The sequence below is a fragment of the Massilia sp. DWR3-1-1 genome (assembly GCF_049898325.1).
GTDB lineage: Bacteria > Pseudomonadota > Gammaproteobacteria > Burkholderiales > Burkholderiaceae_D > JAFCUW01.
On sequence record NZ_JAFCXL010000013.1, the window covers coordinates 117930 to 140168 of the forward strand.

The window sequence follows — 22239 nt, forward strand, 5'->3', positions numbered from 1 at the left end:
CGCCGGCGGCGCGCGCGCTGAACGGCGTCATACGCGCGGCGGGAACCTGCGCCGCCCTCGCTGGTCGCACCAATCTGCAAGGGCGGCCGCCGATGCACTTTGATGCACCTCAAGGACGCCAAACGGGGCTGCCGCAAAGTCCCCTGCAGGCAGCCTTGAGGGGAGGGCGATGGCGGACACGGCAACGATGGCGGCGATGGTGATGGTGGACGGCCGTCTTGAACGGACGCGGCTGGCCCTGCCTGCGCTGGGCGAACACGACGTGCTGATCAAGGTGAGCGCCTGCGGCGTCTGCCGCACCGACCTGCACATCCTCGACGGTGAGCTGGCGCCGCGGCGCGCAGCGCTGGTGCCGGGGCATGAAATTGTCGGCCGGGTGGTGGCCCATGGCACGGCGGCGCGACGCTTTGGCGCGGGCGCGCGGGTGGGGGTGCCGTGGCTGGGCGGCACCTGCGGGGTATGCCGCTTTTGCCGCGCGGGGCGCGAGAACCTGTGCGAGCGTGCCCGCTTCACCGGCTACGACCGCGACGGCGGTTATGCCGAGTTCGCCGCCGCCGACGAGCGCTACTGTTTTGCGCTGCCCGATGCCTATGACGACAGCCATGCGGCGCCGCTGCTGTGCGCGGGCCTGATCGGCTACCGCGCGTATGCGATGACGGCGCCGGACGGCCCGCTGGGCCTGTACGGCTTCGGCGCGGCCGCCCACATCATCGTCCAGTTGGCTTGCCAGCAGGGGCGCACCGTGTTTGCCTTTACCCGTCCCGGCGACAGCCGCTCTCAGCAATTTGCGCGCACGCTGGGTGCGGCCTGGGCGGGCGCGGCGGACCAGGCGCCGCCGCAAAAGCTGGGCGCGGCCATCATTTTCGCGGCCGACGGCGCGCTGGTGCCGGCCGCGCTGGCCGCCAGCGACCAGGGTGCCAGCATCATCTGCGCAGGCATCCACATGAGCGACATCCCCGCCATGCCCTACCGCTTGCTATGGGGCGAGCGGCGCCTGCAATCGGTGGCCAACCTGACGCGCCGCGACGGCGAGGATTTTTTCAGGCTGGCCGCGCAGTACCACTTGCGCACGGTGCCGCAGCCCTACCGGCTCGACGCGGCCGCCACGGCGCTTGACGATGTGCGCCATGGGCGCATCGACGGGGCGGCGGTGTTGCTGCCGGGTGGGGACAGGGCGTAGCAGGCGCGTGATTTGTAGGGCAGAGACCAACAAAGCGACCAGAAAGATCGTGAGATTTGATGCTATGAGACCCGATAGGGCGGCACAAAAAATCCGCCTCCCTATCAGAGTGACGGATCAAGTTGACTGTCGCTGAGCAAGCGCGGCCGTCGAGCGCTGCAGGCATGGGTACGCGGTGCTGGGCTCCACGGCCCGGTGGGCTGAAACGGCGTGCCTTGATGTTTGCCTGCGTCAATCATGCTGAACCGCAACTTGCCGAGCTCTACGGCCGTCACAATTTCCCTATCACCATAGGGAGGCGACATGGCAATCAAGGTATATCTGGAAACTAAGGGCATCAGGGTGCCATCGTGAGGGCGCTGGGTATCGGGTTGCTCATGGCGGCCCATGCGACGGCAGCCGTGCCAGGGTATCACTCCATCATGACGGGGCAGCAGCTTGTGCGCGATATGCTGGCCGACCCGCGCGAGGGCTATAACTCGATTCGGCGCGAGCGGGCGATGGGCTACATCGATGGCGTCATGGATGCCACCGCAGGTGTGCAGTGGTGCCCGGCCGGCAAGCAGGTGCCACATGAACTGAATTACCTGATCGTCGAGGGCATGTCCCGCCTGAATGCTGAGCAACTCAAGGGCGGCGCCTCGCCGCTGGTGACCGATGGCCTTCGCCGCGCCTATCCATGTGGGGCACGTCCATGAAGCCGACATTCGATGCGCTCATGCAGGCATACCCGCGCACGACCATGCGTGACGAGTTGTTCACTGAAATCGGCTGGAATGACCTGACGAACAACCCTGCCTACGGCGATACCTGCGCCATTCGCGTGAGCTACGGCCTGCTGCGCGCTGGCGTGATGCTGCCGGGCGCGCGCATGAAGATCAACGGCGGCCAGGTCAAGGGCAAGTATATCGAGCCGGGTCAGGGAAAATTATCGAATATCCTGAAAATATTGTGGGGAAAGCCCGAGGTGTACAAGGGCGAGGCAGCGGCCCGCGCCGGAATCGGCAGGCGGCACGGTGTCGTGTCGTTTTTCCGCATACACGGCGGCGGCCCAGCCGACGGCGGCCATATTGATCTGGTGTGGGGTGGGCCGTCGGGGTTTCAAACTTGCGCGCGGAGCTGCTATTTTTCTGCCACGACTGTTTGGTTCTGGCCGCTCAAGTAAAGGCGTTTCAAGGCGCGCGGAGCCGCGCCGAAACCTGGTCGGCAGCCGAAAAAAGCCCGCTGATAGCGGTCCTGCCTTGGCGCCGGCTTCAAGCTATGCGTGATACACCGTCAGCGCCATCCTGATGCCCTCGCTGACGAAGCCCTTGCTGACGAAGCCCTTGCTGCCGTCGCGGCGAGGCGGCGGGAATCGAACCCGCGTCCTTTTATGCAGACGTCTACCCTGGTCGCGGCGATTGGCGATGTCCTTGGCCGCCTCGTTGTAGCAGATACGCAGCTGGCGCAGATCCCGATGGCCGACCATCCGCGCCAGTGCCAGGTTGTCCAACTTCTTCGAAAGCCTGGCTATCGCAAGCGGCCCAGCACGTCGGAGGTAACGTCGATGAGCCGCATCTCGCTGATTGCCACGCCGTCGATCTTCATGCGTCCGATGGCCCCTAAACGAATCGCTTCCCAGCGTTTCCCGCGCTTGTGTGCCGAGACATCGAGCTCGTACCGTCGGAACGCCTCATCGACGGTGCGGCCTTGCTGTATGCCAGTGGCGATGCCGCGCCGGATCTGTGTCTCGCGCTCTGCAGCATAAGCGACTGCTTCAGCTTTGGTGGTGCGGGTAGCCGACTCTCTGGGGTGTCCCGCAATTGCGATCTGAATGCGATAGCGGGGCCCTGCGGCAGTGATCACCTTTCTAATGGTTGCTTTGGCTCGCTCGTTCGTAATTGGCTCGTAATTTGTTCGTAGAGCGAAGCAGGAAATAGTGTTTCTTAGTGTGTTATTGCGCAAGACTAGCAGACGTAAAAAAGGCCACTTTCCCCTTCTGTCATAAGGAAAATGGCCTTTTGTGTTCTTTAGTGCTGAGTACGCTTGGTGCCGGAACCGGAATCGCGTACAGCTACTAGAAATACTTAACTTTGAAAAATATACCGTCAAAAATACCGTCATATCCATCGGGACGTTCTAGGGAAGCGGCGCACCGTAGCGCGAAAGACATCTTTTTGTCGTTCGTTAAAAATCGGGTCTTACTGTCCTGCCATTTCTTCGGCAGAGTTTGCATGGCCGGCTCTAAGTAGCTTGCGCCCCAAGGGTGTTGCATCAAGGGTTCGACCTCTGCTCGAAAAATTTTCGTTCACAAGTTTTCGCTCAAGTAGCACATCTACATTGTTTTTGCGATTCGCTAACGATGTGTCGGCATTGCTATTGAAGTAATTCTTGTCGAAAAAATCATCTTCAAAATTCGCAATTTGATGAAGCAGGGTGTACTGCTCGTGCGTCAGTGTTGGGAGTTCGGTTGAAGAACTGTTCGAAGGATAAAGTATTTCTGCAGTGGTTGGCTTCACCTCTAGACGTGCCAAATCATCCTGCAATTGCTTGATTAATTTGTCCGCGCGATCCAATTCATCGGCTCGATCGCGCTTTTCTTTCCGCATGTTCGCGCGGAGTTCGGCGGCCTCTTCTTCTGATATTGGAGTTTCATCTTCAATTCGCTGTTGGGCCTTCTTCATCTTGACCGCTTCCGATTGGGTGAACTCATAGACCTTTCGAGCCGGGGCAGGGTACAGATAGATGTAACAAAGCGCTGAGCAAAGCGGGAAGAGGAAACCGCGAAAAGCATAGTCTTGCCACGTGGCGAAGAGGTGCGCGTCAACGTATGCAAATTTTTCAGAAGCAGCGTTTGTCCCGACGATTAGGAGAAGAAAGCGATAGTTCCACGCGCACCAGGATAGGACAAATGAAAAGGTCAGCGGACTGCTTACGCGGTCATACATTTGAGCCTTGAAACTTTTTAGCACTTCTTCCATATTTGCCCCTTCAAAACAGTTAGTATGAAGGAAATTCTCGAATAGTTGATTTATTTAACACTCGATACATTCTGTCCATGAGTGGAGCCCGACTCCGTCTTGATACCACCCCGTCGGGGTGTCACCTCTGCTAACGGGACAGCACGGCCTGCGATGTATCGACACCGCCGTAGACCTCCCTTGCTGCGGGATAATCTGAAACTGGCGACATCCGAACAACTAGGAGATGAACGTGGATCCAGATGACGTCGATATGGTTGCAAAACTGGTTGTAACCATTGAAAAGAACGCGCGGAAGGCTGTAGCCCAGGCCGCGGCCAAAACGCACCCGCTTACCTGGGTGAAGCTCGAGCGCTACGTCGAACTGTCGGGCGACTCAGTCGACGCCGTGCAGTCGCGTCGCCGGATCGGCAAGTGGATCGACGGGAAGCAATGCAAGATCGTGGATGGCCGGCTGTGGATCAATATTCCCGCCGTTGAGGAATGGATCGAAAAATGGGATCAGAAAAGGCCGGCGCGCGCGGCATTGAATTACGGGCGGGAACCATAGGTGCGCTCGTCCAGATGATAACGGCCGAAGACGTCGCAACTATGCTCGGGATAAGCCGCGGAGCCGTGTACGACCTGGCCGCACCGAAGGGTCCGCTTCCGTGCGTGGGGCTGGGGCGGCGCTTGGTCCGGTTCAAGGTGGCCGACGTGGAGGCCCTGATTTTGGCGTGCACACACTCGCAAATGGCTCCGAAGTTCAATATGAAAATTTCGAGGACGCCGGTGAAGTTGACGGTGTCTGAGCCTCTGAATTGCTTCGAGAGGCGGGGAATGAAACCTAAGCCTAAGTTGAAGCCGAAACGGTAAGCGCCGACCTCTGCGCCTTGGTGCTGCTGGTGGCGCCGGCCGATGTGGAAATTTGAAAGCGCGCCAGTGGTTGAGGGCTGTCGCGGTGGCGCTGGCCGGTGGTGGGAGACAGTCTGGTGATCGGAAAAAGACCACAGACTGACAGGCCAGAAAAGCAAAGGTAACACGAATGGGGGCTTAAATACACCGCGCGGGATTGCAATCTCCAGTGCGCAGCGGCCTCCGAAGAGGACTTAAGCCCGATGCTGGGGCAGAGCGGGTACTTGATTCTGCACTGGGACTGCCGGCGACGCGTGAGGGTGGCGTGCCAGTGCGCCAGTGCGCCAGTGCTGCGACGGCCGTCGCTATTCCCTGGCTTTGTGCTGCGCCAGCGCCGGGCTGCTGGCGTGCCGTGGAAGGTGTAGGCGTGTGACGTATGGTCGCGCGGTTATTTGCGTCATGCCCAAAGTAAGTCGCAACGCCAAATTCCGGCAAAAAAATACCCGCGCTGGGCGGGTGTGGAGGCAGGATTAGACTGCCGGTGGCGTCAATATTTTTGGTTGATACATGGCGCCGATCCTTGTCGCCTCAGATGCGCCACCAGGGAGGAGGTTCGCCTTCTTCAGTATGTACTGAGGGAACTTCGTTGGCAGGTAGCTTTGCCTAAACCATTGACGAAACGTAGGTAGCGCAGCGTCGGGGTACGCGTTAGGCTTCTGCGGGTTACTCAAGGCTTGAGGATAATAATCCGGATAGTTGTGCTCGTATGGTATCCGCGCACCGTACGACGCCTCAAGATTGTTTTCTTTCCAGTAAGCAGCCCATGTTTGGCCGACACTGATGTCGGGCAAGGTCTTGTCATTTACCGTCAGATCTGCGGATATCAAATCGACGATGAGTCCTGTTGTTTCTTTGAAAATTGTGAAGTAACCGATCGGCGAGCTGTCTTTTAGAAGTGAAACCCTATCGTTGTAATATTTCCACTTGTCGCTAGGGACATATTGCAGGGCGTCATAGATGAATGTTCGGAGGCCGTACGCAGCAAAGCGACGGTAGTTTTCCAGCGCCATCGAGTTGTCTGCTTTTGATTCGAATGCGTAGTACTCCAAAAACGCCATGCATACAATGTCTGGGTAGGCGAAGTGCGTCACGCCTCCCTGAGCGCTCTCTAGGTAAAGTTTTGGCTCGTTAAAGCCTTTGGAGTTTAAGTACTCTTTAAAAAACGAGATCCTATCTTTCCCGAGCACTTCGTCATTCCAGTGATCCTCCCATTCCTTGGTTATGCCCTGAATAGCGAACCTGGCGATCCCTGTGATACCTGAAAGGCCTCGCTGGGTCAAATAAGGGATGCCGTTCTCAAGCACGCCCATCTCGATACCATTGACGTCGCGCTGAATTTCTATGCCGAGATCAAGGGGCATCTGTTTTAGGGCGGCCACCTTGGAAGAGGAATTCATGTATAAGTCCTTGATTTATAGGTGAATATAGGTGACCACTTGCCCGGGTCTTCTGTACTAAGTGCGGCATCACGGCGTGCCGGCTCGCCACAACAGAAGCAACTAGTGACTAACCGAACAATATTACGCTATCGACTCGATTATTAGCAACTCATGGGTAACGATCAGATGCGTGGGGGTAGAGATGTGGGTACAGAAATAGAAAAAGCCCCGTTCATAGGGGCTTTTTCGTCTAACTGGCGGAGAGGGTGGGCGGATTACTGCGCCACCGTCAGCCCGGTCAAATCCATCTTCATGCGTCCGATGGCCCATAAACGAATTGCTTCCCAGCGTTTCCCGCGCTTGTGTGCCGAGACATCGAGCTCGTACCGTCGGAACGCCTCATCGATGGTACGGCCTTGCTGTATGCCAGTGGCGATGCCGCGCCGGATCTGTGTCTCGCGCTCTGCAGCATAAGCGACTGCTTTCGTGGAGAATGTCTTCGCTTCCCGCTGTGCGCCGGCGATGGCGATCTGCGCCTGGTGCCCGCCCACAGTCTTTTTGAAGCTCGCCCTCGTCGTGGTCCCGTCGTAATTTCGTCGTAAGTCGTAACAGGAAACAGGGTTTTTTTAGTGTGCTTTTACGCAAAAATTGCAGGCATAAAAAAAGCCATTTGCCCCTTCTGTCATACGGGGAAAATGGCCTTTTGTGTTCTTTAGTGCTGAGTGCGCTTGGTGCCCGGAACCGGAATCGAATTGAAGAGCTAAGAAAGGTCGAAATCTTCTTGTATGGACGCACCCATGGACGCAAAAATTTCCGCTTGAATCAGGCCGTTTAGCCAGTCCGCCACCAGCCCGGCGCCACCGCGACAGCCCTCAACCACGGGCTTGCTTCCGAATAAAGGGCTGATCGGCGCCGGTGCAGCACCACGGTATCGAGGCCGAGAGCCATCACTTCTTGGATGGCGATTTGGGCTGGCGTATGAGCGCAAGGTTCGCGCGCATCGCAGACCCGCTATCCCATTCCTCTACCCATGCCTGCGCCGCGCGCAGATCAATCCACAGCCTGCCGTCAGCGATCTTGCACTGCTTGCCATCCAGCCACTTCCCGGCGCGCCGGCGGGCCTGCACGGCATCGACGCTGTCGCCTGTGATCTCCACATATTTTTCCAGCTCGACCCAGGTGACAGGGTATTCGGCCGCGGCGCCGAGCTTGGCAAGGATCTGATCCAGGCGACCGATCACCTCCGCGTTGCTCCCCGCCGGCGTGCTGGCCTGACAGGCGGCTATAAGCTCGGCTGCCGCCCGCAGGTGCTGCTCGATCGCGTCGATCGATGCGTCAGAAGCGCAGCCTCGGCTCACTTCTTTTCCTTCCTGGCCACCAATGGCGGGTGGCGCTCGTTTGCGGCCGCCCAGTTCGGCTCAAAATGCGGCGCCGCCTTCGCCCGCGGAGCGATGCCGGCGCCCAGCAGCTGCTCGACGTGCGCGCGCAGCACCAGCGGCTTCCCGTCCGCCCGGATCTTGTGAATGACGCCAAGGTGGGTGAGGGCCACTGCCTGCGCGCGCATTTGCTTGCGGCCAGTCATTTCGACCAGCTCATCGGGCGTCAGGAACATGTCGCTCGTGCGAAATCAACCTACTTCGACTTGGCGGCGCGCTCAGCCTGCATGCGCACAATCGCCGGTCCTGGGTTTGCCATGTCATCCTCCGTCGCATCGGACGGCAGAATGCCGTTACTAATCGCGGCAGCCAAGGTGCCTTCTATAGGTCGCGAAAACTGCATCGACACGACCGTGCCAAATTTTGCTGAATACTCGCTGATCGCTCTAATCGCCTGAAACACATCACCTTCGTCGGAGATGGGGTTAAACGATTTTTCTAAGCGAGCGACGATTTCTGAATTCATGCTGCGGCCGGCGTCGCCTGCGGCGGCCGCGATACGCTCCCGCATTCCTTCTGGTAGGCGGACTACGAACTGTTCTGCAGTTTTACTGGGCGATGGCTTCTTCATTGCTCGATGATACTAGCAAAGTGCGATCTTTCAATGATATGCAGTTGCGATGATCGCACTTTGCTAGTATAGTGAATTGATCAAACTCAACAGCGAGGAAGCTTTATGAGCAACCAATCACCGGCGCCGGCGAGCGCAAAAGAACAATTCATTTTGCGATTCCCATGCGGCATGCGCGACCAGTTGAAGAATCTGGCGGCGACCAACAGACGTTCGATGAATGCCGAGTTGCTGTTGCTGATTGAGATGGGAATGGGCTTGTCAGTTGGGGCGCTTCCAGTCTGCGCCGGAGGTCAAGCATTCAATGAGGAGGGGCAGAGCATGGCGTAAGGACCGCCAAGAGAACCTGAAATGAAAAGGGGCGACTTGCAGGTCGCCCCTCGATTTCAGCATCAACCGGCCAGGCGGTACCTGGGGTTGTGGCCACTGGAATTTTCTGAGAATTCCGGGCCGCTTGGATCACTGCATTCAAAATTTGAGGTCTCAAATGAGTAATTACGAAGATATCGCAAAAACCATCAGCGGTCAACAAAATATCGTTGATGTATCGGTAACACCACCGTTCCCGCCGTTGCATCAGCCGTTCACCTGGCTGAACGACAGCATCAAGAGTGATCCGAACGCGCAGTTCGCGGAGGACGTCGCCATCGTTGCGATGGGCGCCCGCACCATTTCCGAAATCCTTCAAATGCAGCAGATCGACCAGTGCGCGATTGACGGCGGAAGCACCGACGTCAATCCTTTGCTGTCAATCTCGGACATCAACGCTCTGACCGGGCTGCTCGTCCACTCGCTTAAAAATCTGGCAGTCGCTGCCGAGGAGCGGATTGATCGCCTCTATTTTGCCACTACCGAAGGAGCAAAAGCATGAGCACCCCCGCTTTCAAACACGTGTGCCGCCCTGCCTACGAGCTTCCCAGTTTGATGAGGACAATCGGCGATGTCGACAAGAGTAAGCCGCTGGATGATGCCATGCGCTTTGCAGTGGATGCGGCATCCTCGCATGCCAACAACGCAAAAGAGACCCTGTTGATGGGGATTGAGACCATCGGAAACCTGATGCTGCAGCTCTCTCAGCTCAGCGACGCGGTTGACGCTCGTGACCTGCTGGGTATCGGCGGACTTATTCGTCATATGTCAGTCGAGGTGCAATACCTGATCGACGTCGAGGATGAAATGGACGGCATTCTCAAGCACGACAGGGCCGCCAAGAAAGGCGGTGCCAAATGAACGCGATCAACATTCAGGGGCGCCCGCAGCGGCCGCTCATTGGCCCGCAGGCACCCTACAGCCTCACGGGGCACAACATCGGTATGGGGACGCGTGATCCAATAATACGTTTCGAAGACGGCGACCTCGCTTATCAAATGGATCTGGAATGGGCGCTGTATAGCCTGGAACTCTTCGATGAACCAAGCCGCCACGCGATATTGGCCGGCACGGCGGTGCACTTCGGCATGCCTTTTGAGGTTGTCATGGGAGGGCTGCTGTGAGCGCCGCCGATCGTATGAAAGTCGACCGCCTCCTCGATCTGGCCTTCTTCCCTGGCCGGGCGCCGCGCAGCGCCGAGTATCACGATGGGTGCGCGGCCGCGTTGGAATATCGCATCCTCGGCACGCCCATTCATTGCCGCCACCAGGCAGGGAGCAGCGCAGCAGACGCCTGGCACGCCGGCGTGGAAGAGGGGCACAACATCTGGCGGGCTGGTGCGGCACCGCCTGCCGGTGAGGCTACCCCGCCAGAGCGGGCATTGCTGCGCTCCTGGCGCGCGATGCGCGATACGTCGCGGGAATTCATCAGCGACCTAGCGGCGGCAGAGGCTGCGGCCCGCCCACGGCGCGCGGCGCCGACCTTGAACTTGGTGCGCGGTATAGTGGCGAAGTAATACTTTTCAATGCCAGCCCTAGGCTGATCCCCGAAACCTCGCTCCCTGGCGGGCTGGGCTGGCACCTATTTCAGGGGCATCAAGGGGATGCTGTGCAACAAATTCATTGGGACTATGCGGACTCGTTTTCAGGTCGAGATGCTGCTTATTTAATTGCCGGATTCGATCCATCTTCCAACAGCGCAGAAGATGCATATCGTGCGCAATATGTGATCCGAAAATTGAAAGATTCTTACTATGGAGGTTCCATTGCGCTTGCGAAGTTCCTACGAGGCGATGGTGACACCGATAAGATATGCAATTGGAAACGATTGCTAACCTTTCAAAAAGATAAATTGCATCTTACTAGCATCGTAATGGAGAGGATGGTGGCGAATTTTGCGGGATCGGAATTTGTGACCGAAGGCCACCTGCAGGCCATTGAAGAAATTGAATCAGTTATTGCTTCAGGATCCCCGGGGCAGGGTCTGATCAATTCTTTACGCGGTCAAGTGGAGACTACCGATACGGCAATTGAGAAGTTGCTTTTTAAAGTGGATACGGACAAAGGCAAACGCTATTCAGAGGTCGACTCCCAAATTACGAACTTGCAGGCCAAGCGACATAAATATCAACTGAGCATGAAACAGTATCAGATTGAGTCCCGGCCACTTCTCGCGGAAAAAAACGCATTGTCGGAATTCGCGGAGCGTGTGTACGCCGAACAAAATCCGGAGTCGTATAAAAATTACAAGACAGCCATAGTCGAATTGGCTGCATTAAACGTATCTGCGCGCGACTGGGCAGATGATCAAGCCACTGAACGGGGTGTACGATTGCAAAAGGGTAAGCGCAGCTTTATCGCGGCCGACTTGGAAAGTGAAAACTGGGCTGGGGTGGTGAACGAATTTGATGAGCAGAGATTTAGTCGTTCAGAGCTACAGCGGTGGGTGACCGAAAATGGTCAACAGTCACAGTATCAGTTCGCAAGCATAGTCAAGGCGCCGCAAGAAAAGCCACTCTCCACGACGGAGCGAAACAGCTTGCTCCGTGTAATCGCGGCACTCTGTGATTATTCTAACCTTAGACCTGAAACCAAGGGCCTTGCGGGAAAAATTATGAGTATGACAGACGAAATTGGTAGCCATGTCGATGACGGAACTGTCCTGAAGATTTTGAAGCAAATTCCTGGTGCGCTCAAGGGTGGAGTCTAGGTGGATTCTCCGAATTCGGTTTTTCGAAAACCGAATTCGGCCAACGCCTAGCTCCAATACAAGATGATTCATCCATAGGCCAGCCCGGCCAAATTTAAACGGATGAATTCAAAATGAGCCAACTCCCCGAAACTGGTTTTTTGCGCCTCCCACAACTGCTGGGAAACCCAAAAGCAAATCCACCGACCCCTCCGTTGATCCCCGTCGGCCGCAGCACCTGGCTGGCAGGGGTTCGATCTGGCCGCTTTCCGGCCGCCGTCAAACTTTCTCCAGGTATAAATGCTTGGAAAGTGGAAGACATCAAAAATCTGATCGCTTCTTTCTAAGGGGCGCCAATGACTATCCAACAAACCGCCGGTGTGCAGTCGGCTGGGGCGGCACCGTCACGCCTCGGATTCACTGCGGCCCAATTGGACTACGCTGCGGTTGCAATGATGCTGATGGCCGGGTGCACCGTCTACGGCGAATACCCTGCAGACAAACAGCGCTGCGCACGCGTCATCGGCTCGGTCATGGCAGCGGCCAAAGATCTGGGCTTTCAACAGAACGCCGAACTGGTCGCTTTGATGGTCGAGCCTATTTGGGACGGGCGCATCACTGAGATGATTTCTTCGTTGATCACGAAAATCGGCGGGCCCGAGGCACTGTTCGATCTGGTCGAGATGATTGATATGCAGTGCGTTGGGGGGCTCCAATGAGTCGCCTCGCAGAGCGCAAGCCTGCCAAGGCAATGATCAAGCTTGCCACGATGTGGGCATACAACCACGGCGTGATCTCGGGCGCAACCGTCGTTCGCGTATTCACTCGCTTTGACCTTTGGAGCGCCTGATCATGGAATTTCCTCTTACTGAAATTTTCGACGCCAAGGGTGGCCTGGTCAATGTGAAATTGGTGGTTCCAGAAGCCGACAGCGTGGATCCAGTGTTCGTGAATTTCAAGCCTGTTACAGGCACGGGCGGCTCTTATTCGCTGGCGTCGGTAATTGAATTTGCCGCGACTTATGGCCATGGGGCGTTTTTTGTCATCCATGACGGCTTCGATGGTAAAGCCAATACCTACGTTTCGACGACTTGGATAAAAGACATCGCTGCCGCCGCCATGTCGGCGCTGCCTCGCTTGATGGGCACGCTGGTGCTGACGGTGTCGTTTGTGCCTAACGACCCCAAGTGTCCGTTCTGATCATGACAGCACTCATCAAATACGATCAGGCGCGCCAGGCGCTGGCCGCGTGCCGCAACGTCGACGACATCAAGGACATCCGCGACAAATCGGAGGCGATGCGCCTGTACGCCAAGCAGGCGAACGACACCGAGCTGGAACAGTGGGCCGCCGAGATCAAGCTGCGGGCCCAGCGCGCCATCGGCGAACTCAGCGCTGCCCTGCCGACCCAGAACGGTGGGTTCGGCATAGTTCCCACCGGTGGGAAGCATAAGGCGGAAGTGCTGGCAGATGCTGGAATCTCGACATCGGCGGCCAACCGTTACGAAAAACTTGCTGCCATCGCCGATGCGGCTATCGAGGCATTCATCGCCAAAAGCAAGCTGGACGGCAAGCCTGTCTCCGTGAAGTCGGTGATGGCCACGTTCGTCACGAAGGCACCGGTGCAACCGCCGACGCCACCCGCACCGGCAGCGGCGCAGGAAGACCACGACGATGCACCTGACTTTGGCGTTGCCGGCGCCGCTCTGACGGCGCCGGCAACGGCTGAAGACTCGGACGATGACGCGGACGGCGACACTCCCGACCCATTCGAGCTGTTGCGCGAAGAGCAGGCGCGGGCCGAGCAGCTGCAGGACCAGGTCGACACTCTTGCCGCGCGCGTGAATCTATTGTCGCAAGGTGACCTCGCCGCGCAGATGATCGCGCTCGAGCAGGATCGTGACGGAATCCGCAACCGGGCCGCCATGCATTACGAGGAATTTTCAAAGGCGAACAACAAGGTTATCGAATTGAAAAAGCTGCTCGACAAGCTGTGCAAGATCGCCGGCGTGACGAAGTACAGCGACCTGGCCGGCCGCATCAACCCAGTGGCGAAAGGCTGATCATGGAACTTGAACTCCGCCCATTGCAGGTCCCAGTCGTGGCAGCCGTGCAGGACGCATTCCGGCGCGACAAAAACATTCTCATCCAAGCACCATGCGGGTTCGGGAAGACCGAGCTCGCGACGTACCTGCTCAAGATTACAAAAGCCAAGGGCAATCGCGGCGCCTTCATCATGGACCGCATCAGTCTCGTCGACCAGGCGTCCGACCGTTTCAAGAAATACGGACTCGCGCATGGCGTCACCCAGGCCCAGCACGAAGATTTCGACCCGCTCGAAACGATCCAAGTGTGCAGCCTGCAGACGATCTCCGGCAAGCGAGGATGGCCAGACGTGAAGCTGCAGATCATCGACGAATGCCACGTGCTGTCGACCAAGCTGAAAGAGCGCCTGGCCAAGCGCGATTGCTACACGATCGGCCTTACCGCCACGCCGTTCACGAAAGGGCTCGGCAAGTACTTCGACGTCGTTATCAACGCCGCCACCACGAACCAGCTGATCCGCGAAGGCTGGCTGGTGCCGTTCCGCGTGTTCGCCGCGTCCGAGCCGGACATGGCCGGCGCCAAGGTCGTTGCAGGCGAGTGGACCGAGAAGGAAGCCGAGTCGCGCGCCATGCCGATCATCGGTGACGTGGTCGACGGATACAAACAGCACGGCCAGGGGAAAAAGTTCATCGCCTTCGCGTCATCGGTCGCGCATGCCGAGGAAATGCAGCGGCAGTTCATGGCCGAGGGCGTGATCTGCAACCTGTGCACCTACCGCCAGACCGACCAAGAAAAGGACGACGCAATCGCCGAGTTCCGCAAGCCTGACAGCTACATCCGCGGCCTGATCAGCATCGAGAGCCTGACGCGCGGCTTTGACGTGCCAGACATCGAGGTGCTGATTCTCGCGCGGCCGCTGCGCAAAGCACTGGCGGTGCACATCCAGATGATTGGGCGAGTGCTGCGCACATCGGCGGCCACCGGCAAGACTGAGGCGATCGTGCTTGATCACTCCGGCAATTGCATGCGTTTCTGGTCTCAGGTGCAGGACTTTTTCGAAAACGGCATCGACGAACTGGACGACGGCAAACCGAAGGAGGCGAAGCCGGCGGCCGACAGAAAAGAGACCCATCCAGTCAAGTGCCCGACTTGCTTTCACGTTCACGACCCGCTGCCCGCATGCCCATCGTGCGGCAACCTCTACGCCAAGTCAAAAGAGATTTTGCGAGTGGCCGGGACGCTCGAGGAAATTAAATCCGGCAAAGCCGAAGTACTGATTTCGCCTGTCCAGAAGATGAAGTTTTACGGCCAACTTCGCCAGTACGCCGATGAGAAGCGCAAGGGCGATGGCTGGATTATGGCCAAGTATCAGGAGCGGTTCAGCGAGTGGCCAGGGCGGAAAGATGTGCCGATGGAACCGCCGACGGAAGAGACATTGAAGTGGATCACGTCGAGCAACATTCGCTGGGCAAAGTCGAAAAAGGCGAAAAAGTTATGAGCGACTTCCTGCAATTCGTCCAGGCGAACGGGATCATCGTCCCAGACACGTTCGTGCCAGGCCGCTGGATCCGCTGCAAGACCGTCAGCCACCCGCGCAAGCGCAACGGCAGCATCAAGCTTGCCGACGATGGCTTGGTGGGCTGGTGCCAGGATTACGCGGTGCACGCCGAGCCCATCATGTGGCGCTCGACCGATGCCGAGGCAATGGCCGCGCCAATCGACCGCGCGCTGATCGCCCGGCGCCAGGCCGAGCGCCGCGCCGCGCTGGTCGAAGCCACACAGGGCGCGCGCGCGTATTACGAGCGCTGCACGCCGCTGCGCGACTCGCACCCGTACCTGATCGAGAAGGGCCTGGGCGTGGCCGGCTGCGTGGGCCTTCGTGTTGACCACGAGGGGGCGCTGGTGGTGCCCATGCTCTACAACGGCAAGGTGCTGAGCCTGCAGCGCATATCAGCCGACGGCACGAAGAAATTCCACTTCGGCGCCACCACCAAATGCGCCTATTACGCAATCGAGCGCCCGCGCGCCACGCTGACGGTGCTGGCCGAAGGTTTCGCCACCGGCCTGACCGTGTTCAACGCCGTGCCGAACTGCCGCGTCATGGTGGCCTTCAACGCCGGCAACCTGCCAGTGGTGGCCGAGCGCATGGATCGATTCGCCATGGGCGTCGTGTGCGCTGACAACGACTGGGAAACCGCCGCACGCATCGGCCGCAATCCGGGTATGGACGCCGCGCGCGCCGCCGGCGGGCTGCTGGGCGTGGGAGTCGCCGCGCCGGACTGCAAGGGCACCGACTGGAACGATTACGCGATGGAGCAAATGGAGGTGGCCATGGAAGGCCAGGAGTTCAGCTTCAGCCGCAAGAAAACCGTCCTGCAAGTTCAGGCCGACGTTTTCGCCGATATCAAATTGAAGGTGATGCGCGAAGCGCGTCTCATGCGCGCCAAGTAGGGCGTCGCCAGGTGGAGCGGACAACACCCCAAAAAATGTGCAACGGCCTGAATGGGCCCACACCGCGAAAACACCTACGGCACCGTCGAACACCAGGGCACAGCAAGAACAAGGCGCAGAGGGGGCCTTGCCGAGGCCTGAGAGCACAGGCCGAAGCGAACAGAGGTACAGAGTTGGAATATTTGATCTGCTTCGAGGGCGCATTTTGAAAGTGCATCGTCGAAGCCGATTCGAGGGGAGGCCGGGGCAGGCCTTAGCGGAATTGACCAGCCGTGAACATGCCACTTTCGATGAAAGTTTTTGCTGATTTTGCTCGGGGCCGAAGTACAGCCCCTGCTACTGAGTTCCACGGCTGAGGGTCCAACCAACCCCTCTAAATGACAACTATGGGCGAAAGAAAAGTGAATCAGCCATTACCGGAAAAGATAGAACGCCGCCTCGCCGAACTGCTGGCGCTTGATGAATTTGACGAAGGGGAGGTGACCTGGTGCCGGCGCTCGTACTGGGACGCCCGGGACGACTGGCACAAAATCCTGGTCGCCTGCTACGACATGACGCAGCGAAGGACCAGCACCACCGCCGAATGAAATGCTTGCATTACGGGCCGCTGCGCACCGCTTCGCGCAGCACGCTACATCGCAACAGGAAGCCAACACAATGAACCAAGAACGCAAAAATCCTCACGCTGACGAAAGCGGCCCGCGCTTGAACGACAACCAGATCGACGCCTACTGCCTGGACTGGGTGCGCTGGTGCGACACCCGCAAATTCTATCTTCGCCCGGCCGCGCAGAACATCCTTGCGCGCATGCAGCCTTCGAAGAGCGGTATTGAGCCGAACATCCGCAATAATCCGGACTTGGCGTTCTTCAACGCTGCGGTGCACTCGCTGGCGGACATGGCCGATCACGCAGAAGGCTACGCATGCTTCAAGGCGAAGTACCTCGAGGTCAACGAGTTGATCAAGGTCCAGGTCGATAAGATGGGGATCAGCCGGCCGACTTACTACAGCCGGGCCCGGTCTTTCGCGCGCAAGGCGTTATCGCTTGCCGGAAGCCTGAAGAGAGTGCACGCTGAATCGCTGAGCGCGCTCGGTGAGGCTCTGATGGTCGACTAATGTAAAGAATTGCCTTTACAAAATAGATGGGGGCTACCTTTACATTTACCGCTAAAATGAGCACTTATTCGGTAGTCTGAAAAATTGACTCTTCGAAAAGCTACCTACGAGATAAGTCTGAGCGAAATAAGCCTGCGACCACCTGTCGCGGGCTTTTTGCTTAAGCTGAGCGAATTCCTGTATTGTTATCCTTCCTATAATTTTATGGAGGGGAAAATGGACGACAAGTTAAGGTCGAGGGCAATATGGGGTTTGCGTAATGGCCCATCGCTAGACCTGCAGGCGGGTAACCTCTGCGAGATGATGGCATCACCGCCATCGGAGTTGCACGAGGAAGAAGATAAATTCGAAGTAACTAGGGAGGGTGATTTCGATCTCCTTCTTAAGGCACATCACCGAAAAGTACGAGGCGTGTATAGCCATGTCTTCGTTGGTGAAAGCGGCGAGGTGCGTGGTCGTTACCAGTTCTTTCTTGAACCCATGGCGATTGAGATACTGGACGTGACTCCATCTCCAATTCTGACGTTTTTGATCAATTCAAACGGAACATTTTCCGTTGGCGGAGTCGAATTGTCTTGTCGAGCGCCGGGGCTCCATCGCTCGTTGACGAGGAATTTAATTGTTACACAGATAATCGCATGTTTGCAAAAAGCGATCACCATCCAGGTGCCTGAGCCGAAATAAATTGTCACTATAAGTAAAAGCCCGCACCGAAAGGTCAGCGGGCATTTTGCATTCAAGGTCCGCCATGAACGAATCCACGCCAGCGCACATCATCGCTACCCTGGCCTGCGCCGTCCTGGCGCTCCTCGCCGCCTACCTGTTCATCATGCTGCTCGCCGGCCGCGCCATCGACGCCCTGAACGGCATCACGCACCGCGAACGCCGCGCGCGCACCCGGCATGTCTACTACCAGGCGCGCTGCAGCACGGCGCCTGATGTGAGCCATCACGAGCTGGCGGCCATCGTCGGCACGGTCGTCGCGCTGGGCGTGATCGCGCTGCTGTCGTTCACGTGGCTGGGGCAGGAGTTGGTCGAATATCTGGCGCGCGCAATCGCCGCCAAGGTTAATTAAAGCAGTCGGACGCGATAGCGCGGGCCCGATGCCGGAGGCTGTAACCGGATGCTTGACTGGCTCAACCAGTCACCACACATGAAGGTCCGTATTAGACCCGTGCCTCCGGGAGCTCGAAAGGGTAAGGCATCGGACTTTCATGTGTGGTCAAGCGCGTGTCGTCGCGTAGGGTTGGGAGTTCCCGGCCGCCACAATATATCTCCGGCGCCGCCCCACAAGGGCGACGTCTTCCGCTAACCTCTGGCGGTTTTTTATTTGAAGCCTCGACCCTCGCCGGCCGGGGCTTTTTCGTTTCAACGCGCGGGCTAGGTTAGCTCCCGAACGCCGACTCGTCATCGGTTGACCGCGCACCCATTTCAATGACGACCACTGACGGAGGAATGCAATGCACAGCTTAACCATTTCCAGCACCAACGTTCGCCAGGACGCCGAAGGCCGCTACTGCCTGAACGACCTGCACCGCGCCGCAGTAGTGCGCGGCAAGGCGACGAAATCGCATCGCCCTGGCACGTTTCTCAAGCGCCCAGAGACTGTCGCACTGGTCGCAGCGATGCAAAAGAGATGCACTCCACAGTGCATCACTCCGGTGATGACGATCAAGGGCAACACGCCCGGCATCACGCAGGGCACGTTTGTCTCCAAGGTCTTGGTCATCGCTTACGCCATGTGGATCGATGCGGATTTCCACCTCGACGTGATCGAGGCTTTCGACCGTGGCCTGAGCGACCAGCGCGGCCTGTGGCAGCAAATGCAATCCCTGATCGCCAAGGAAGTGGGCTCGCAGGTCCGCGCGTCATTCGGCTCGCACCTGATGCTCGACCGCAAGCGCGAGCTGCCAGGCCTGCGCACCGAGCGCGAGATGCTTGAATCGGCTATTCAGCCGTCACTGCTGAACTGAGAATTCCATGGCCAACACGACCCTGAAGATCAGCGCCAAGCGCGCCTGGTGGCTCAAGCCATATTGCTTCGGCGTGGCCGCCATGTCCGCGCTGACGGGCCGCGAGCCTGACTGGGACAAGGTCAAGGCCATGATCCGGCGCGGCATCACCTTCAAATTCGAATCGACCTCAGAAGGCATTGGCGGCGCATGAACAATCCCGCCGCCCGCTGGGCGCACATCTGCCACCAGCTGCTGCACCTGCAATCGCTGGTCCGCCTCGACAAAGTGCACGCCGTCGGCCGGGCTAAGCAATGAGGGCGCACGCCTGGCGCGACATGCTGATCGCCGCGGTACGCAACCCGGACGACACCATGCTGTCCTGCCTCGTCGGCCACCTGATGGCATGCGAGCGCGCTGGCCAGATGCTGCACTCGCATGGGTGCGGGCCTGAGCAACCGATGGATGTGATGGTGCGGCAGATGCTGCATGCGAAGGATGCAGGATGAACTTTAATCGCTTCAATGTGGGCGACCTGGTCGTCTGTTACGCGCCCCCAAGCTTGCGCTCTGTGATGCCGGGCAACCGCGTCATGCTGCGCTCGGGCGGGCCAGAGATGACCGTTTGCGACGTAAATGACCAGGGGCAGGCGCTTTGCCAATGGATGGATGGCGAGAGCTTGGTCGTCAACGCATTTGATCTTGAGTGCCTCACCTGCTATGGCGCCCGCTAGAGGATGGCGATAGAACGTCTTCGTGGTCGCGCGCTTCAAGTGCAGCGCCACCGCGTATGGCTGCTGGACCCGTGCTGCGCTGTGTGCCGCCGGCTGTGTCGCTTCCCGTCAGGGTTTGAGCTTGACCACAAGGTAGCTCTCACCAACGGCGGTACGAACGATGACGAGAACATGCAGGTGCTGTGCCATGAGGACCATGAGAGCAAGACGAATGCGGACCTCGGGTACCAGCCGAAGCCGACGATAGGTGCCGATGGATGGCCGGTTGAAGCGACGCCTGAGCAGTCCCGCACCGCCAGATGGAAACGAGCTGGCCGAGGCTGACCCAGGGGGGGGGCAAAACCTTGGGAGGTCGACCGGCGGAAACCGATTGGTATCCTTCGATTTAACGCTAACCCACAAAACGCCGACCAAAATGACCATCAAGCCAAAGCGGACCCGGGCCGATTCAGCCGCCAGCGCCGTCAATGCGATGGTCAACGCCGCCAAACCCGATATCGAAGTTCCCCATTACGTCACTCTGACCGAATCGGCCAAGCCGTTTTGGATCGGCGTTGTGCGCGCGCGTACGCGAGAGGAATGGATTGACGTCGATCTGGTGGTGGCTGCGCAGCTTGCGCAGTGCCAGGCCGACATCGCAGAAGAAGACGAAGCGCTCCGCACTGAGGGGCGCGTGATCAAAAACGACCGTGGCACTCCGGTGATGAATCCGCGTACCACGGTGCTCGAACAGCTCGCCCGCCGTGAAATGGCTTTGATGCGCACGTTGCGTATGGGTGGCAGAATCGCCGGAGATAGCCGTGACGAAGAAGGGAAGCGAAAAATTGAGCGCGCTTCCCGCAAGCTCCGCGGTGAGCTCGAAGAAGAGAGCGACGGCCTCCTCGCCACGTAAAGCCACTACACCGAAGGCGTCGGCAGTCGAGCCGCCCGAGCCATACTGCACGAAAAAGCCCATCACGCGGGGAGAGAAAGTCTGCGCGTTCATCGAGCGCTACTGCCTGGCGCCCGAGGGTGATCACATCGGCAAGCCGATTCACCTGGAGCACTTCCAGCGCAAGTTCATCCTCGAGATTTACGACAACCCGGTCGGTACGCACAGCGCTTACTTATCGATTGCGCGGAAGAACGGCAAGACTGCGCTGATTGGCGCAATCCTGCTGGCTCACCTGGTCGGCCCGGAGGCGGTTCAGAACTCACAAATTATCAGCGGCGCGCAGTCGAAGGAGCAGGCCGCCGTCGTGTTCGAGCTGGCGCGAAAAATGATTGAAATGTCACCAGTCCTATCGAAGCTAGTCCGCATCCAGCCGAGTGGCAAGCGGCTGATTGGGCTGGCGCGAAACGTGTTGTACCGAGCACTGGCCGCTGAGGGTAAGACGGCACACGGGCTGTCTCCGATCCTGGCCATCCTTGATGAGGTCGGGCAGGTCGTAGGGCCGACCGACAAGTTTGTCTCGGCGATCACTTCGGCGCAGGGCGCATACACGAACCCATTGCTCATTGCGATCAGCACCCAGGCGCCGACAGACGCAGACATGTTCTCGACCTGGATAGACGCCCAGCAGAATGCGCCAGATCCGCGCGTCGTGTGCCACGTGTACGCGGCGCCGAACGATTGCCAGTTGGACGACCCGGCGGCATGGGCTGCAGCGAATCCAGCGCTCGGCATCTTCCGCTCAAAGGCCGATGTCGCCAAGCAGTGCAAGCAGGCCATGGACATGCCGGCCAACGAGCCCGAGTTCCGCAACTTGATCCTAAACCAGCGCGTCGAGGCGGTTTCGCCTTTCGTCGCGCGATCGGTATGGGAGGCGAACGGCAATGCGCCTGGCGACTCTACCGGCCGCAAGGTGTGGGCTGGGCTCGATCTGGCAAGCGTTCACGACCTGACAGCGTTTGTCGCGGTCGACGATACCGGCGGCGTGCATCCTTCATTCTGGCTGCCAGCGCATGGACTGGTCGAGAAGTCGCGAAAAGACAAGGTGCCATACGACTTGTGGGCGAAGCAGGGGAGCCTGTTCACTACTCCCGGCAAGGCCGTCGAATACGAGTTTGTCGCGGAGTTCTTGCGCGGATTCTTCGATCGGCACGACGTTCAGGCGGTCGGCTTTGATCGCGCACTGATGAAGTACCTGGTGCCGTGGCTGGTAAAAGCAGGCTTTACTGAAGTCGAGCTGGCGAAATTCGTGGAGTTCGGCCAGGGCACGCTGAGCATGACACCGGCCTTGCGTGAGCTCGAGGTGAAGCTTCTGAACACCCAGTTGCGGCATGGCTCGCACCCCGTGCTGAACATGTGCGCAGCGAATGCAAAGGTCGTCGGCGAAAGCGGTGGCCGAAAGTTCGACAAAAAAAATGCGCGGGGCCGGATCGATGGCATGTCTGCCCTTGCCAATGCCGTCGGCGTGATGCCCACGGTAAGTGAGACGGTCGAATCAGCCTATGCAGGCCGCGGCATCTTAATGTTTTAAGG

Annotated in this window: 36 protein-coding genes; 28 read left to right on the forward strand and 8 right to left on the reverse strand. The window is 58.5% G+C overall.

The features are described 5' to 3' along the window. Window positions 1–187: 187 nt before the first annotated feature. From ACP7EY_RS15290 to ACP7EY_RS15300, 3 genes are all read left to right on the forward strand, one after another. Window positions 188–1180, forward strand: a complete 993-nt coding sequence (locus tag ACP7EY_RS15290) for a zinc-dependent alcohol dehydrogenase family protein (protein ID WP_426195105.1) — start codon at window positions 188–190, stop codon at window positions 1178–1180. Window positions 1181–1530: 350 nt separating this feature from the next. Continuing rightward, window positions 1531–1878: a Rap1a/Tai family immunity protein gene (locus ACP7EY_RS15295; RefSeq protein ID WP_426195023.1), complete on the forward strand. Its 348-nt coding sequence runs from the start codon at window positions 1531–1533 to the stop codon at window positions 1876–1878. Further along, window positions 1875–2345: a T6SS effector amidase Tae4 family protein gene (locus ACP7EY_RS15300; RefSeq protein WP_426195025.1), complete on the forward strand. Its 471-nt coding sequence runs from the start codon at window positions 1875–1877 to the stop codon at window positions 2343–2345. Before ACP7EY_RS15295 ends, ACP7EY_RS15300 begins: the two co-directional genes overlap by 4 nt. Window positions 2346–2438: 93 nt before the next feature. On the opposite strand, the gene ACP7EY_RS15305 is transcribed toward ACP7EY_RS15300, so the two are convergent. From ACP7EY_RS15305 to ACP7EY_RS15315, 3 genes are all read right to left on the reverse strand, one after another. Continuing rightward, window positions 2439–2672: a hypothetical protein gene (locus ACP7EY_RS15305; RefSeq protein WP_426195027.1), complete on the reverse strand. Its 234-nt coding sequence runs from the start codon at window positions 2670–2672 to the stop codon at window positions 2439–2441. Between the two features lie 17 nt (window positions 2673–2689). Next, a complete protein-coding gene (locus tag ACP7EY_RS15310; RefSeq protein WP_426195029.1) occupies window positions 2690–3025 on the reverse strand; it encodes a hypothetical protein in 336 nt (111 codons plus the stop codon). Window positions 3026–3360: 335 nt separating this feature from the next. Continuing rightward, the gene (locus ACP7EY_RS15315) at window positions 3361–4140 is read right to left on the reverse strand and encodes a hypothetical protein (RefSeq protein ID WP_426195031.1); all 780 of its coding nucleotides are present in this window, start codon (window positions 4138–4140) and stop codon (window positions 3361–3363) included. A gap of 232 nt (window positions 4141–4372) precedes the next feature. On the opposite strand from ACP7EY_RS15315, the gene ACP7EY_RS15320 reads away from it, so the two are divergent. Then, window positions 4373–4690 carry an excisionase family protein gene (locus tag ACP7EY_RS15320; protein WP_426195033.1) on the forward strand — a complete coding sequence of 106 codons (318 nt, stop codon included), beginning with the start codon at window positions 4373–4375 and terminating at the stop codon, window positions 4688–4690. A gap of 14 nt (window positions 4691–4704) precedes the next feature. Continuing rightward, window positions 4705–4995, forward strand: coding sequence for a helix-turn-helix domain-containing protein (locus ACP7EY_RS15325; protein ID WP_426195107.1), 291 nt, complete (start codon window positions 4705–4707; stop codon window positions 4993–4995). A gap of 509 nt (window positions 4996–5504) precedes the next feature. Here ACP7EY_RS15325 and ACP7EY_RS15330 read toward each other — a convergent pair. The 5 genes from ACP7EY_RS15330 to ACP7EY_RS15350 all read right to left on the reverse strand — a co-directional run bounded on the left by ACP7EY_RS15330 (window position 5505) and on the right by ACP7EY_RS15350 (window position 8420). Next, window positions 5505–6431, reverse strand: a complete 927-nt coding sequence (locus tag ACP7EY_RS15330) for a hypothetical protein (RefSeq protein WP_426195035.1) — start codon at window positions 6429–6431, stop codon at window positions 5505–5507. A gap of 257 nt (window positions 6432–6688) precedes the next feature. Further along, window positions 6689–6964, reverse strand: coding sequence for a hypothetical protein (locus tag ACP7EY_RS15335; RefSeq protein ID WP_426195037.1), 276 nt, complete (start codon window positions 6962–6964; stop codon window positions 6689–6691). 396 nt (window positions 6965–7360) lie between these two features. Beyond that, window positions 7361–7771, reverse strand: coding sequence for a hypothetical protein (locus tag ACP7EY_RS15340; protein ID WP_426195039.1), 411 nt, complete (start codon window positions 7769–7771; stop codon window positions 7361–7363). After that, window positions 7768–8025, reverse strand: a complete 258-nt coding sequence (locus ACP7EY_RS15345; protein ID WP_426195040.1) for a DUF4224 domain-containing protein — start codon at window positions 8023–8025, stop codon at window positions 7768–7770. The genes ACP7EY_RS15340 and ACP7EY_RS15345 overlap by 4 nt, the downstream gene beginning before the upstream one ends. Before the next feature lie 20 nt (window positions 8026–8045). After that, a complete protein-coding gene (locus ACP7EY_RS15350) occupies window positions 8046–8420 on the reverse strand; it encodes an Arc family DNA-binding protein (RefSeq protein ID WP_426195042.1) in 375 nt (124 codons plus the stop codon). Window positions 8421–8525: 105 nt separating this feature from the next. On the opposite strand from ACP7EY_RS15350, the gene ACP7EY_RS15355 reads away from it, so the two are divergent. The 23 genes from ACP7EY_RS15355 to ACP7EY_RS15465 all read left to right on the forward strand — a co-directional run bounded on the left by ACP7EY_RS15355 (window position 8526) and on the right by ACP7EY_RS15465 (window position 22237). Further along, a complete protein-coding gene (locus tag ACP7EY_RS15355) occupies window positions 8526–8750 on the forward strand; it encodes an Arc family DNA-binding protein (RefSeq protein WP_426195044.1) in 225 nt (74 codons plus the stop codon). Window positions 8751–8907: 157 nt separating this feature from the next. Further along, window positions 8908–9291 carry a hypothetical protein gene (locus ACP7EY_RS15360; RefSeq protein ID WP_426195046.1) on the forward strand — a complete coding sequence of 128 codons (384 nt, stop codon included), beginning with the start codon at window positions 8908–8910 and terminating at the stop codon, window positions 9289–9291. Beyond that, window positions 9288–9650 carry a hypothetical protein gene (locus ACP7EY_RS15365; protein WP_426195048.1) on the forward strand — a complete coding sequence of 121 codons (363 nt, stop codon included), beginning with the start codon at window positions 9288–9290 and terminating at the stop codon, window positions 9648–9650. Before ACP7EY_RS15360 ends, ACP7EY_RS15365 begins: the two co-directional genes overlap by 4 nt. Next, window positions 9647–9913 carry a hypothetical protein gene (locus ACP7EY_RS15370; protein ID WP_426195050.1) on the forward strand — a complete coding sequence of 89 codons (267 nt, stop codon included), beginning with the start codon at window positions 9647–9649 and terminating at the stop codon, window positions 9911–9913. Before ACP7EY_RS15365 ends, ACP7EY_RS15370 begins: the two co-directional genes overlap by 4 nt. A 14-nt stretch (window positions 9914–9927) precedes the next feature. Beyond that, a complete protein-coding gene (locus tag ACP7EY_RS15375) occupies window positions 9928–10305 on the forward strand; it encodes a hypothetical protein (protein ID WP_426195052.1) in 378 nt (125 codons plus the stop codon). Window positions 10306–10397: 92 nt separating this feature from the next. After that, complete coding sequence (locus tag ACP7EY_RS15380) at window positions 10398–11498, forward strand: hypothetical protein (RefSeq protein WP_426195054.1); 1101 nt, start codon at window positions 10398–10400, stop codon at window positions 11496–11498. 113 nt (window positions 11499–11611) lie between these two features. Further along, on the forward strand, window positions 11612–11824 hold the full coding sequence (locus tag ACP7EY_RS15385; RefSeq protein ID WP_426195056.1) for a helix-turn-helix transcriptional regulator: 213 nt from the start codon (window positions 11612–11614) through the stop codon (window positions 11822–11824). Between the two features lie 9 nt (window positions 11825–11833). Then, a complete protein-coding gene (locus tag ACP7EY_RS15390) occupies window positions 11834–12196 on the forward strand; it encodes a hypothetical protein (protein ID WP_426195057.1) in 363 nt (120 codons plus the stop codon). A gap of 133 nt (window positions 12197–12329) precedes the next feature. Next, complete coding sequence (locus ACP7EY_RS15395) at window positions 12330–12677, forward strand: hypothetical protein (protein ID WP_426195059.1); 348 nt, start codon at window positions 12330–12332, stop codon at window positions 12675–12677. Further along, window positions 12665–13540: a hypothetical protein gene (locus ACP7EY_RS15400; protein WP_426195061.1), complete on the forward strand. Its 876-nt coding sequence runs from the start codon at window positions 12665–12667 to the stop codon at window positions 13538–13540. The genes ACP7EY_RS15395 and ACP7EY_RS15400 overlap by 13 nt, the downstream gene beginning before the upstream one ends. A gap of 2 nt (window positions 13541–13542) precedes the next feature. Next, window positions 13543–15021 (forward strand): DEAD/DEAH box helicase, encoded by a 1479-nt coding sequence (locus tag ACP7EY_RS15405; protein ID WP_426195063.1) that lies wholly within the window; start codon window positions 13543–13545, stop codon window positions 15019–15021. Continuing rightward, on the forward strand, window positions 15018–15974 hold the full coding sequence (locus tag ACP7EY_RS15410; RefSeq protein ID WP_426195065.1) for a toprim domain-containing protein: 957 nt from the start codon (window positions 15018–15020) through the stop codon (window positions 15972–15974). Before ACP7EY_RS15405 ends, ACP7EY_RS15410 begins: the two co-directional genes overlap by 4 nt. A 386-nt stretch (window positions 15975–16360) precedes the next feature. Next, complete coding sequence (locus tag ACP7EY_RS15415) at window positions 16361–16561, forward strand: hypothetical protein (protein WP_426195067.1); 201 nt, start codon at window positions 16361–16363, stop codon at window positions 16559–16561. Window positions 16562–16631: 70 nt separating this feature from the next. Continuing rightward, the gene (locus ACP7EY_RS15420) at window positions 16632–17090 is read left to right on the forward strand and encodes a hypothetical protein (protein ID WP_426195068.1); all 459 of its coding nucleotides are present in this window, start codon (window positions 16632–16634) and stop codon (window positions 17088–17090) included. Window positions 17091–17306: 216 nt separating this feature from the next. Then, the gene (locus ACP7EY_RS15425) at window positions 17307–17774 is read left to right on the forward strand and encodes a hypothetical protein (protein WP_426195070.1); all 468 of its coding nucleotides are present in this window, start codon (window positions 17307–17309) and stop codon (window positions 17772–17774) included. A gap of 64 nt (window positions 17775–17838) precedes the next feature. After that, entirely contained in the window at window positions 17839–18165 is a 327-nt protein-coding gene (locus ACP7EY_RS15430) for a hypothetical protein (protein ID WP_426195072.1), read from the forward strand. A 385-nt stretch (window positions 18166–18550) separates the two neighbouring features. Next, entirely contained in the window at window positions 18551–19063 is a 513-nt protein-coding gene (locus ACP7EY_RS15435) for a KilA-N domain-containing protein (protein ID WP_426195074.1), read from the forward strand. A gap of 7 nt (window positions 19064–19070) precedes the next feature. Further along, window positions 19071–19256, forward strand: a complete 186-nt coding sequence (locus ACP7EY_RS15440; protein ID WP_426195076.1) for a hypothetical protein — start codon at window positions 19071–19073, stop codon at window positions 19254–19256. A 124-nt stretch (window positions 19257–19380) separates the two neighbouring features. Further along, window positions 19381–19551, forward strand: coding sequence for a hypothetical protein (locus ACP7EY_RS15445; RefSeq protein WP_426195078.1), 171 nt, complete (start codon window positions 19381–19383; stop codon window positions 19549–19551). After that, on the forward strand, window positions 19548–19775 hold the full coding sequence (locus ACP7EY_RS15450) for a DUF2158 domain-containing protein (RefSeq protein ID WP_426195080.1): 228 nt from the start codon (window positions 19548–19550) through the stop codon (window positions 19773–19775). Before ACP7EY_RS15445 ends, ACP7EY_RS15450 begins: the two co-directional genes overlap by 4 nt. A 3-nt stretch (window positions 19776–19778) precedes the next feature. Then, window positions 19779–20099 carry an HNH endonuclease signature motif containing protein gene (locus tag ACP7EY_RS15455; protein WP_426195082.1) on the forward strand — a complete coding sequence of 107 codons (321 nt, stop codon included), beginning with the start codon at window positions 19779–19781 and terminating at the stop codon, window positions 20097–20099. 91 nt (window positions 20100–20190) lie between these two features. Further along, window positions 20191–20667, forward strand: a complete 477-nt coding sequence (locus ACP7EY_RS15460; protein WP_426195084.1) for a TerS protein — start codon at window positions 20191–20193, stop codon at window positions 20665–20667. Continuing rightward, window positions 20576–22237 carry a terminase large subunit gene (locus ACP7EY_RS15465; RefSeq protein WP_426195086.1) on the forward strand — a complete coding sequence of 554 codons (1662 nt, stop codon included), beginning with the start codon at window positions 20576–20578 and terminating at the stop codon, window positions 22235–22237. The genes ACP7EY_RS15460 and ACP7EY_RS15465 overlap by 92 nt, the downstream gene beginning before the upstream one ends. Window positions 22238–22239 lie beyond the last annotated feature (2 nt).

Coding starts and splice junctions, on each gene's coding strand:
- ACP7EY_RS15370 (WP_426195050.1), top strand. CDS start 9,647: ATGAACGCGATCAACATTCAGGGGCGCCCGCAGCGGCCGCTCATTGGC.
- ACP7EY_RS15350 (WP_426195042.1), bottom strand. CDS start 8,420: ATGAAGAAGCCATCGCCCAGTAAAACTGCAGAACAGTTCGTAGTCCGC.
- ACP7EY_RS15330 (WP_426195035.1), bottom strand. CDS start 6,431: ATGAATTCCTCTTCCAAGGTGGCCGCCCTAAAACAGATGCCCCTTGAT.
- ACP7EY_RS15440 (WP_426195076.1), top strand. CDS start 19,071: ATGGCCAACACGACCCTGAAGATCAGCGCCAAGCGCGCCTGGTGGCTC.
- ACP7EY_RS15455 (WP_426195082.1), top strand. CDS start 19,779: ATGGCGATAGAACGTCTTCGTGGTCGCGCGCTTCAAGTGCAGCGCCAC.
- ACP7EY_RS15390 (WP_426195057.1), top strand. CDS start 11,834: ATGACTATCCAACAAACCGCCGGTGTGCAGTCGGCTGGGGCGGCACCG.
- ACP7EY_RS15315 (WP_426195031.1), bottom strand. CDS start 4,140: ATGGAAGAAGTGCTAAAAAGTTTCAAGGCTCAAATGTATGACCGCGTA.
- ACP7EY_RS15375 (WP_426195052.1), top strand. CDS start 9,928: ATGAAAGTCGACCGCCTCCTCGATCTGGCCTTCTTCCCTGGCCGGGCG.
- ACP7EY_RS15460 (WP_426195084.1), top strand. CDS start 20,191: ATGACCATCAAGCCAAAGCGGACCCGGGCCGATTCAGCCGCCAGCGCC.
- ACP7EY_RS15415 (WP_426195067.1), top strand. CDS start 16,361: ATGGGCGAAAGAAAAGTGAATCAGCCATTACCGGAAAAGATAGAACGC.
- ACP7EY_RS15355 (WP_426195044.1), top strand. CDS start 8,526: ATGAGCAACCAATCACCGGCGCCGGCGAGCGCAAAAGAACAATTCATT.
- ACP7EY_RS15450 (WP_426195080.1), top strand. CDS start 19,548: ATGAACTTTAATCGCTTCAATGTGGGCGACCTGGTCGTCTGTTACGCG.
- ACP7EY_RS15430 (WP_426195072.1), top strand. CDS start 17,839: ATGAACGAATCCACGCCAGCGCACATCATCGCTACCCTGGCCTGCGCC.
- ACP7EY_RS15325 (WP_426195107.1), top strand. CDS start 4,705: ATGATAACGGCCGAAGACGTCGCAACTATGCTCGGGATAAGCCGCGGA.
- ACP7EY_RS15360 (WP_426195046.1), top strand. CDS start 8,908: ATGAGTAATTACGAAGATATCGCAAAAACCATCAGCGGTCAACAAAAT.
- ACP7EY_RS15435 (WP_426195074.1), top strand. CDS start 18,551: ATGCACAGCTTAACCATTTCCAGCACCAACGTTCGCCAGGACGCCGAA.
- ACP7EY_RS15365 (WP_426195048.1), top strand. CDS start 9,288: ATGAGCACCCCCGCTTTCAAACACGTGTGCCGCCCTGCCTACGAGCTT.
- ACP7EY_RS15405 (WP_426195063.1), top strand. CDS start 13,543: ATGGAACTTGAACTCCGCCCATTGCAGGTCCCAGTCGTGGCAGCCGTG.
- ACP7EY_RS15425 (WP_426195070.1), top strand. CDS start 17,307: ATGGACGACAAGTTAAGGTCGAGGGCAATATGGGGTTTGCGTAATGGC.
- ACP7EY_RS15420 (WP_426195068.1), top strand. CDS start 16,632: ATGAACCAAGAACGCAAAAATCCTCACGCTGACGAAAGCGGCCCGCGC.
- ACP7EY_RS15385 (WP_426195056.1), top strand. CDS start 11,612: ATGAGCCAACTCCCCGAAACTGGTTTTTTGCGCCTCCCACAACTGCTG.
- ACP7EY_RS15300 (WP_426195025.1), top strand. CDS start 1,875: ATGAAGCCGACATTCGATGCGCTCATGCAGGCATACCCGCGCACGACC.
- ACP7EY_RS15445 (WP_426195078.1), top strand. CDS start 19,381: ATGCTGATCGCCGCGGTACGCAACCCGGACGACACCATGCTGTCCTGC.
- ACP7EY_RS15345 (WP_426195040.1), bottom strand. CDS start 8,025: ATGTTCCTGACGCCCGATGAGCTGGTCGAAATGACTGGCCGCAAGCAA.
- ACP7EY_RS15395 (WP_426195059.1), top strand. CDS start 12,330: ATGGAATTTCCTCTTACTGAAATTTTCGACGCCAAGGGTGGCCTGGTC.
- ACP7EY_RS15290 (WP_426195105.1), top strand. CDS start 188: ATGGCGGCGATGGTGATGGTGGACGGCCGTCTTGAACGGACGCGGCTG.
- ACP7EY_RS15410 (WP_426195065.1), top strand. CDS start 15,018: ATGAGCGACTTCCTGCAATTCGTCCAGGCGAACGGGATCATCGTCCCA.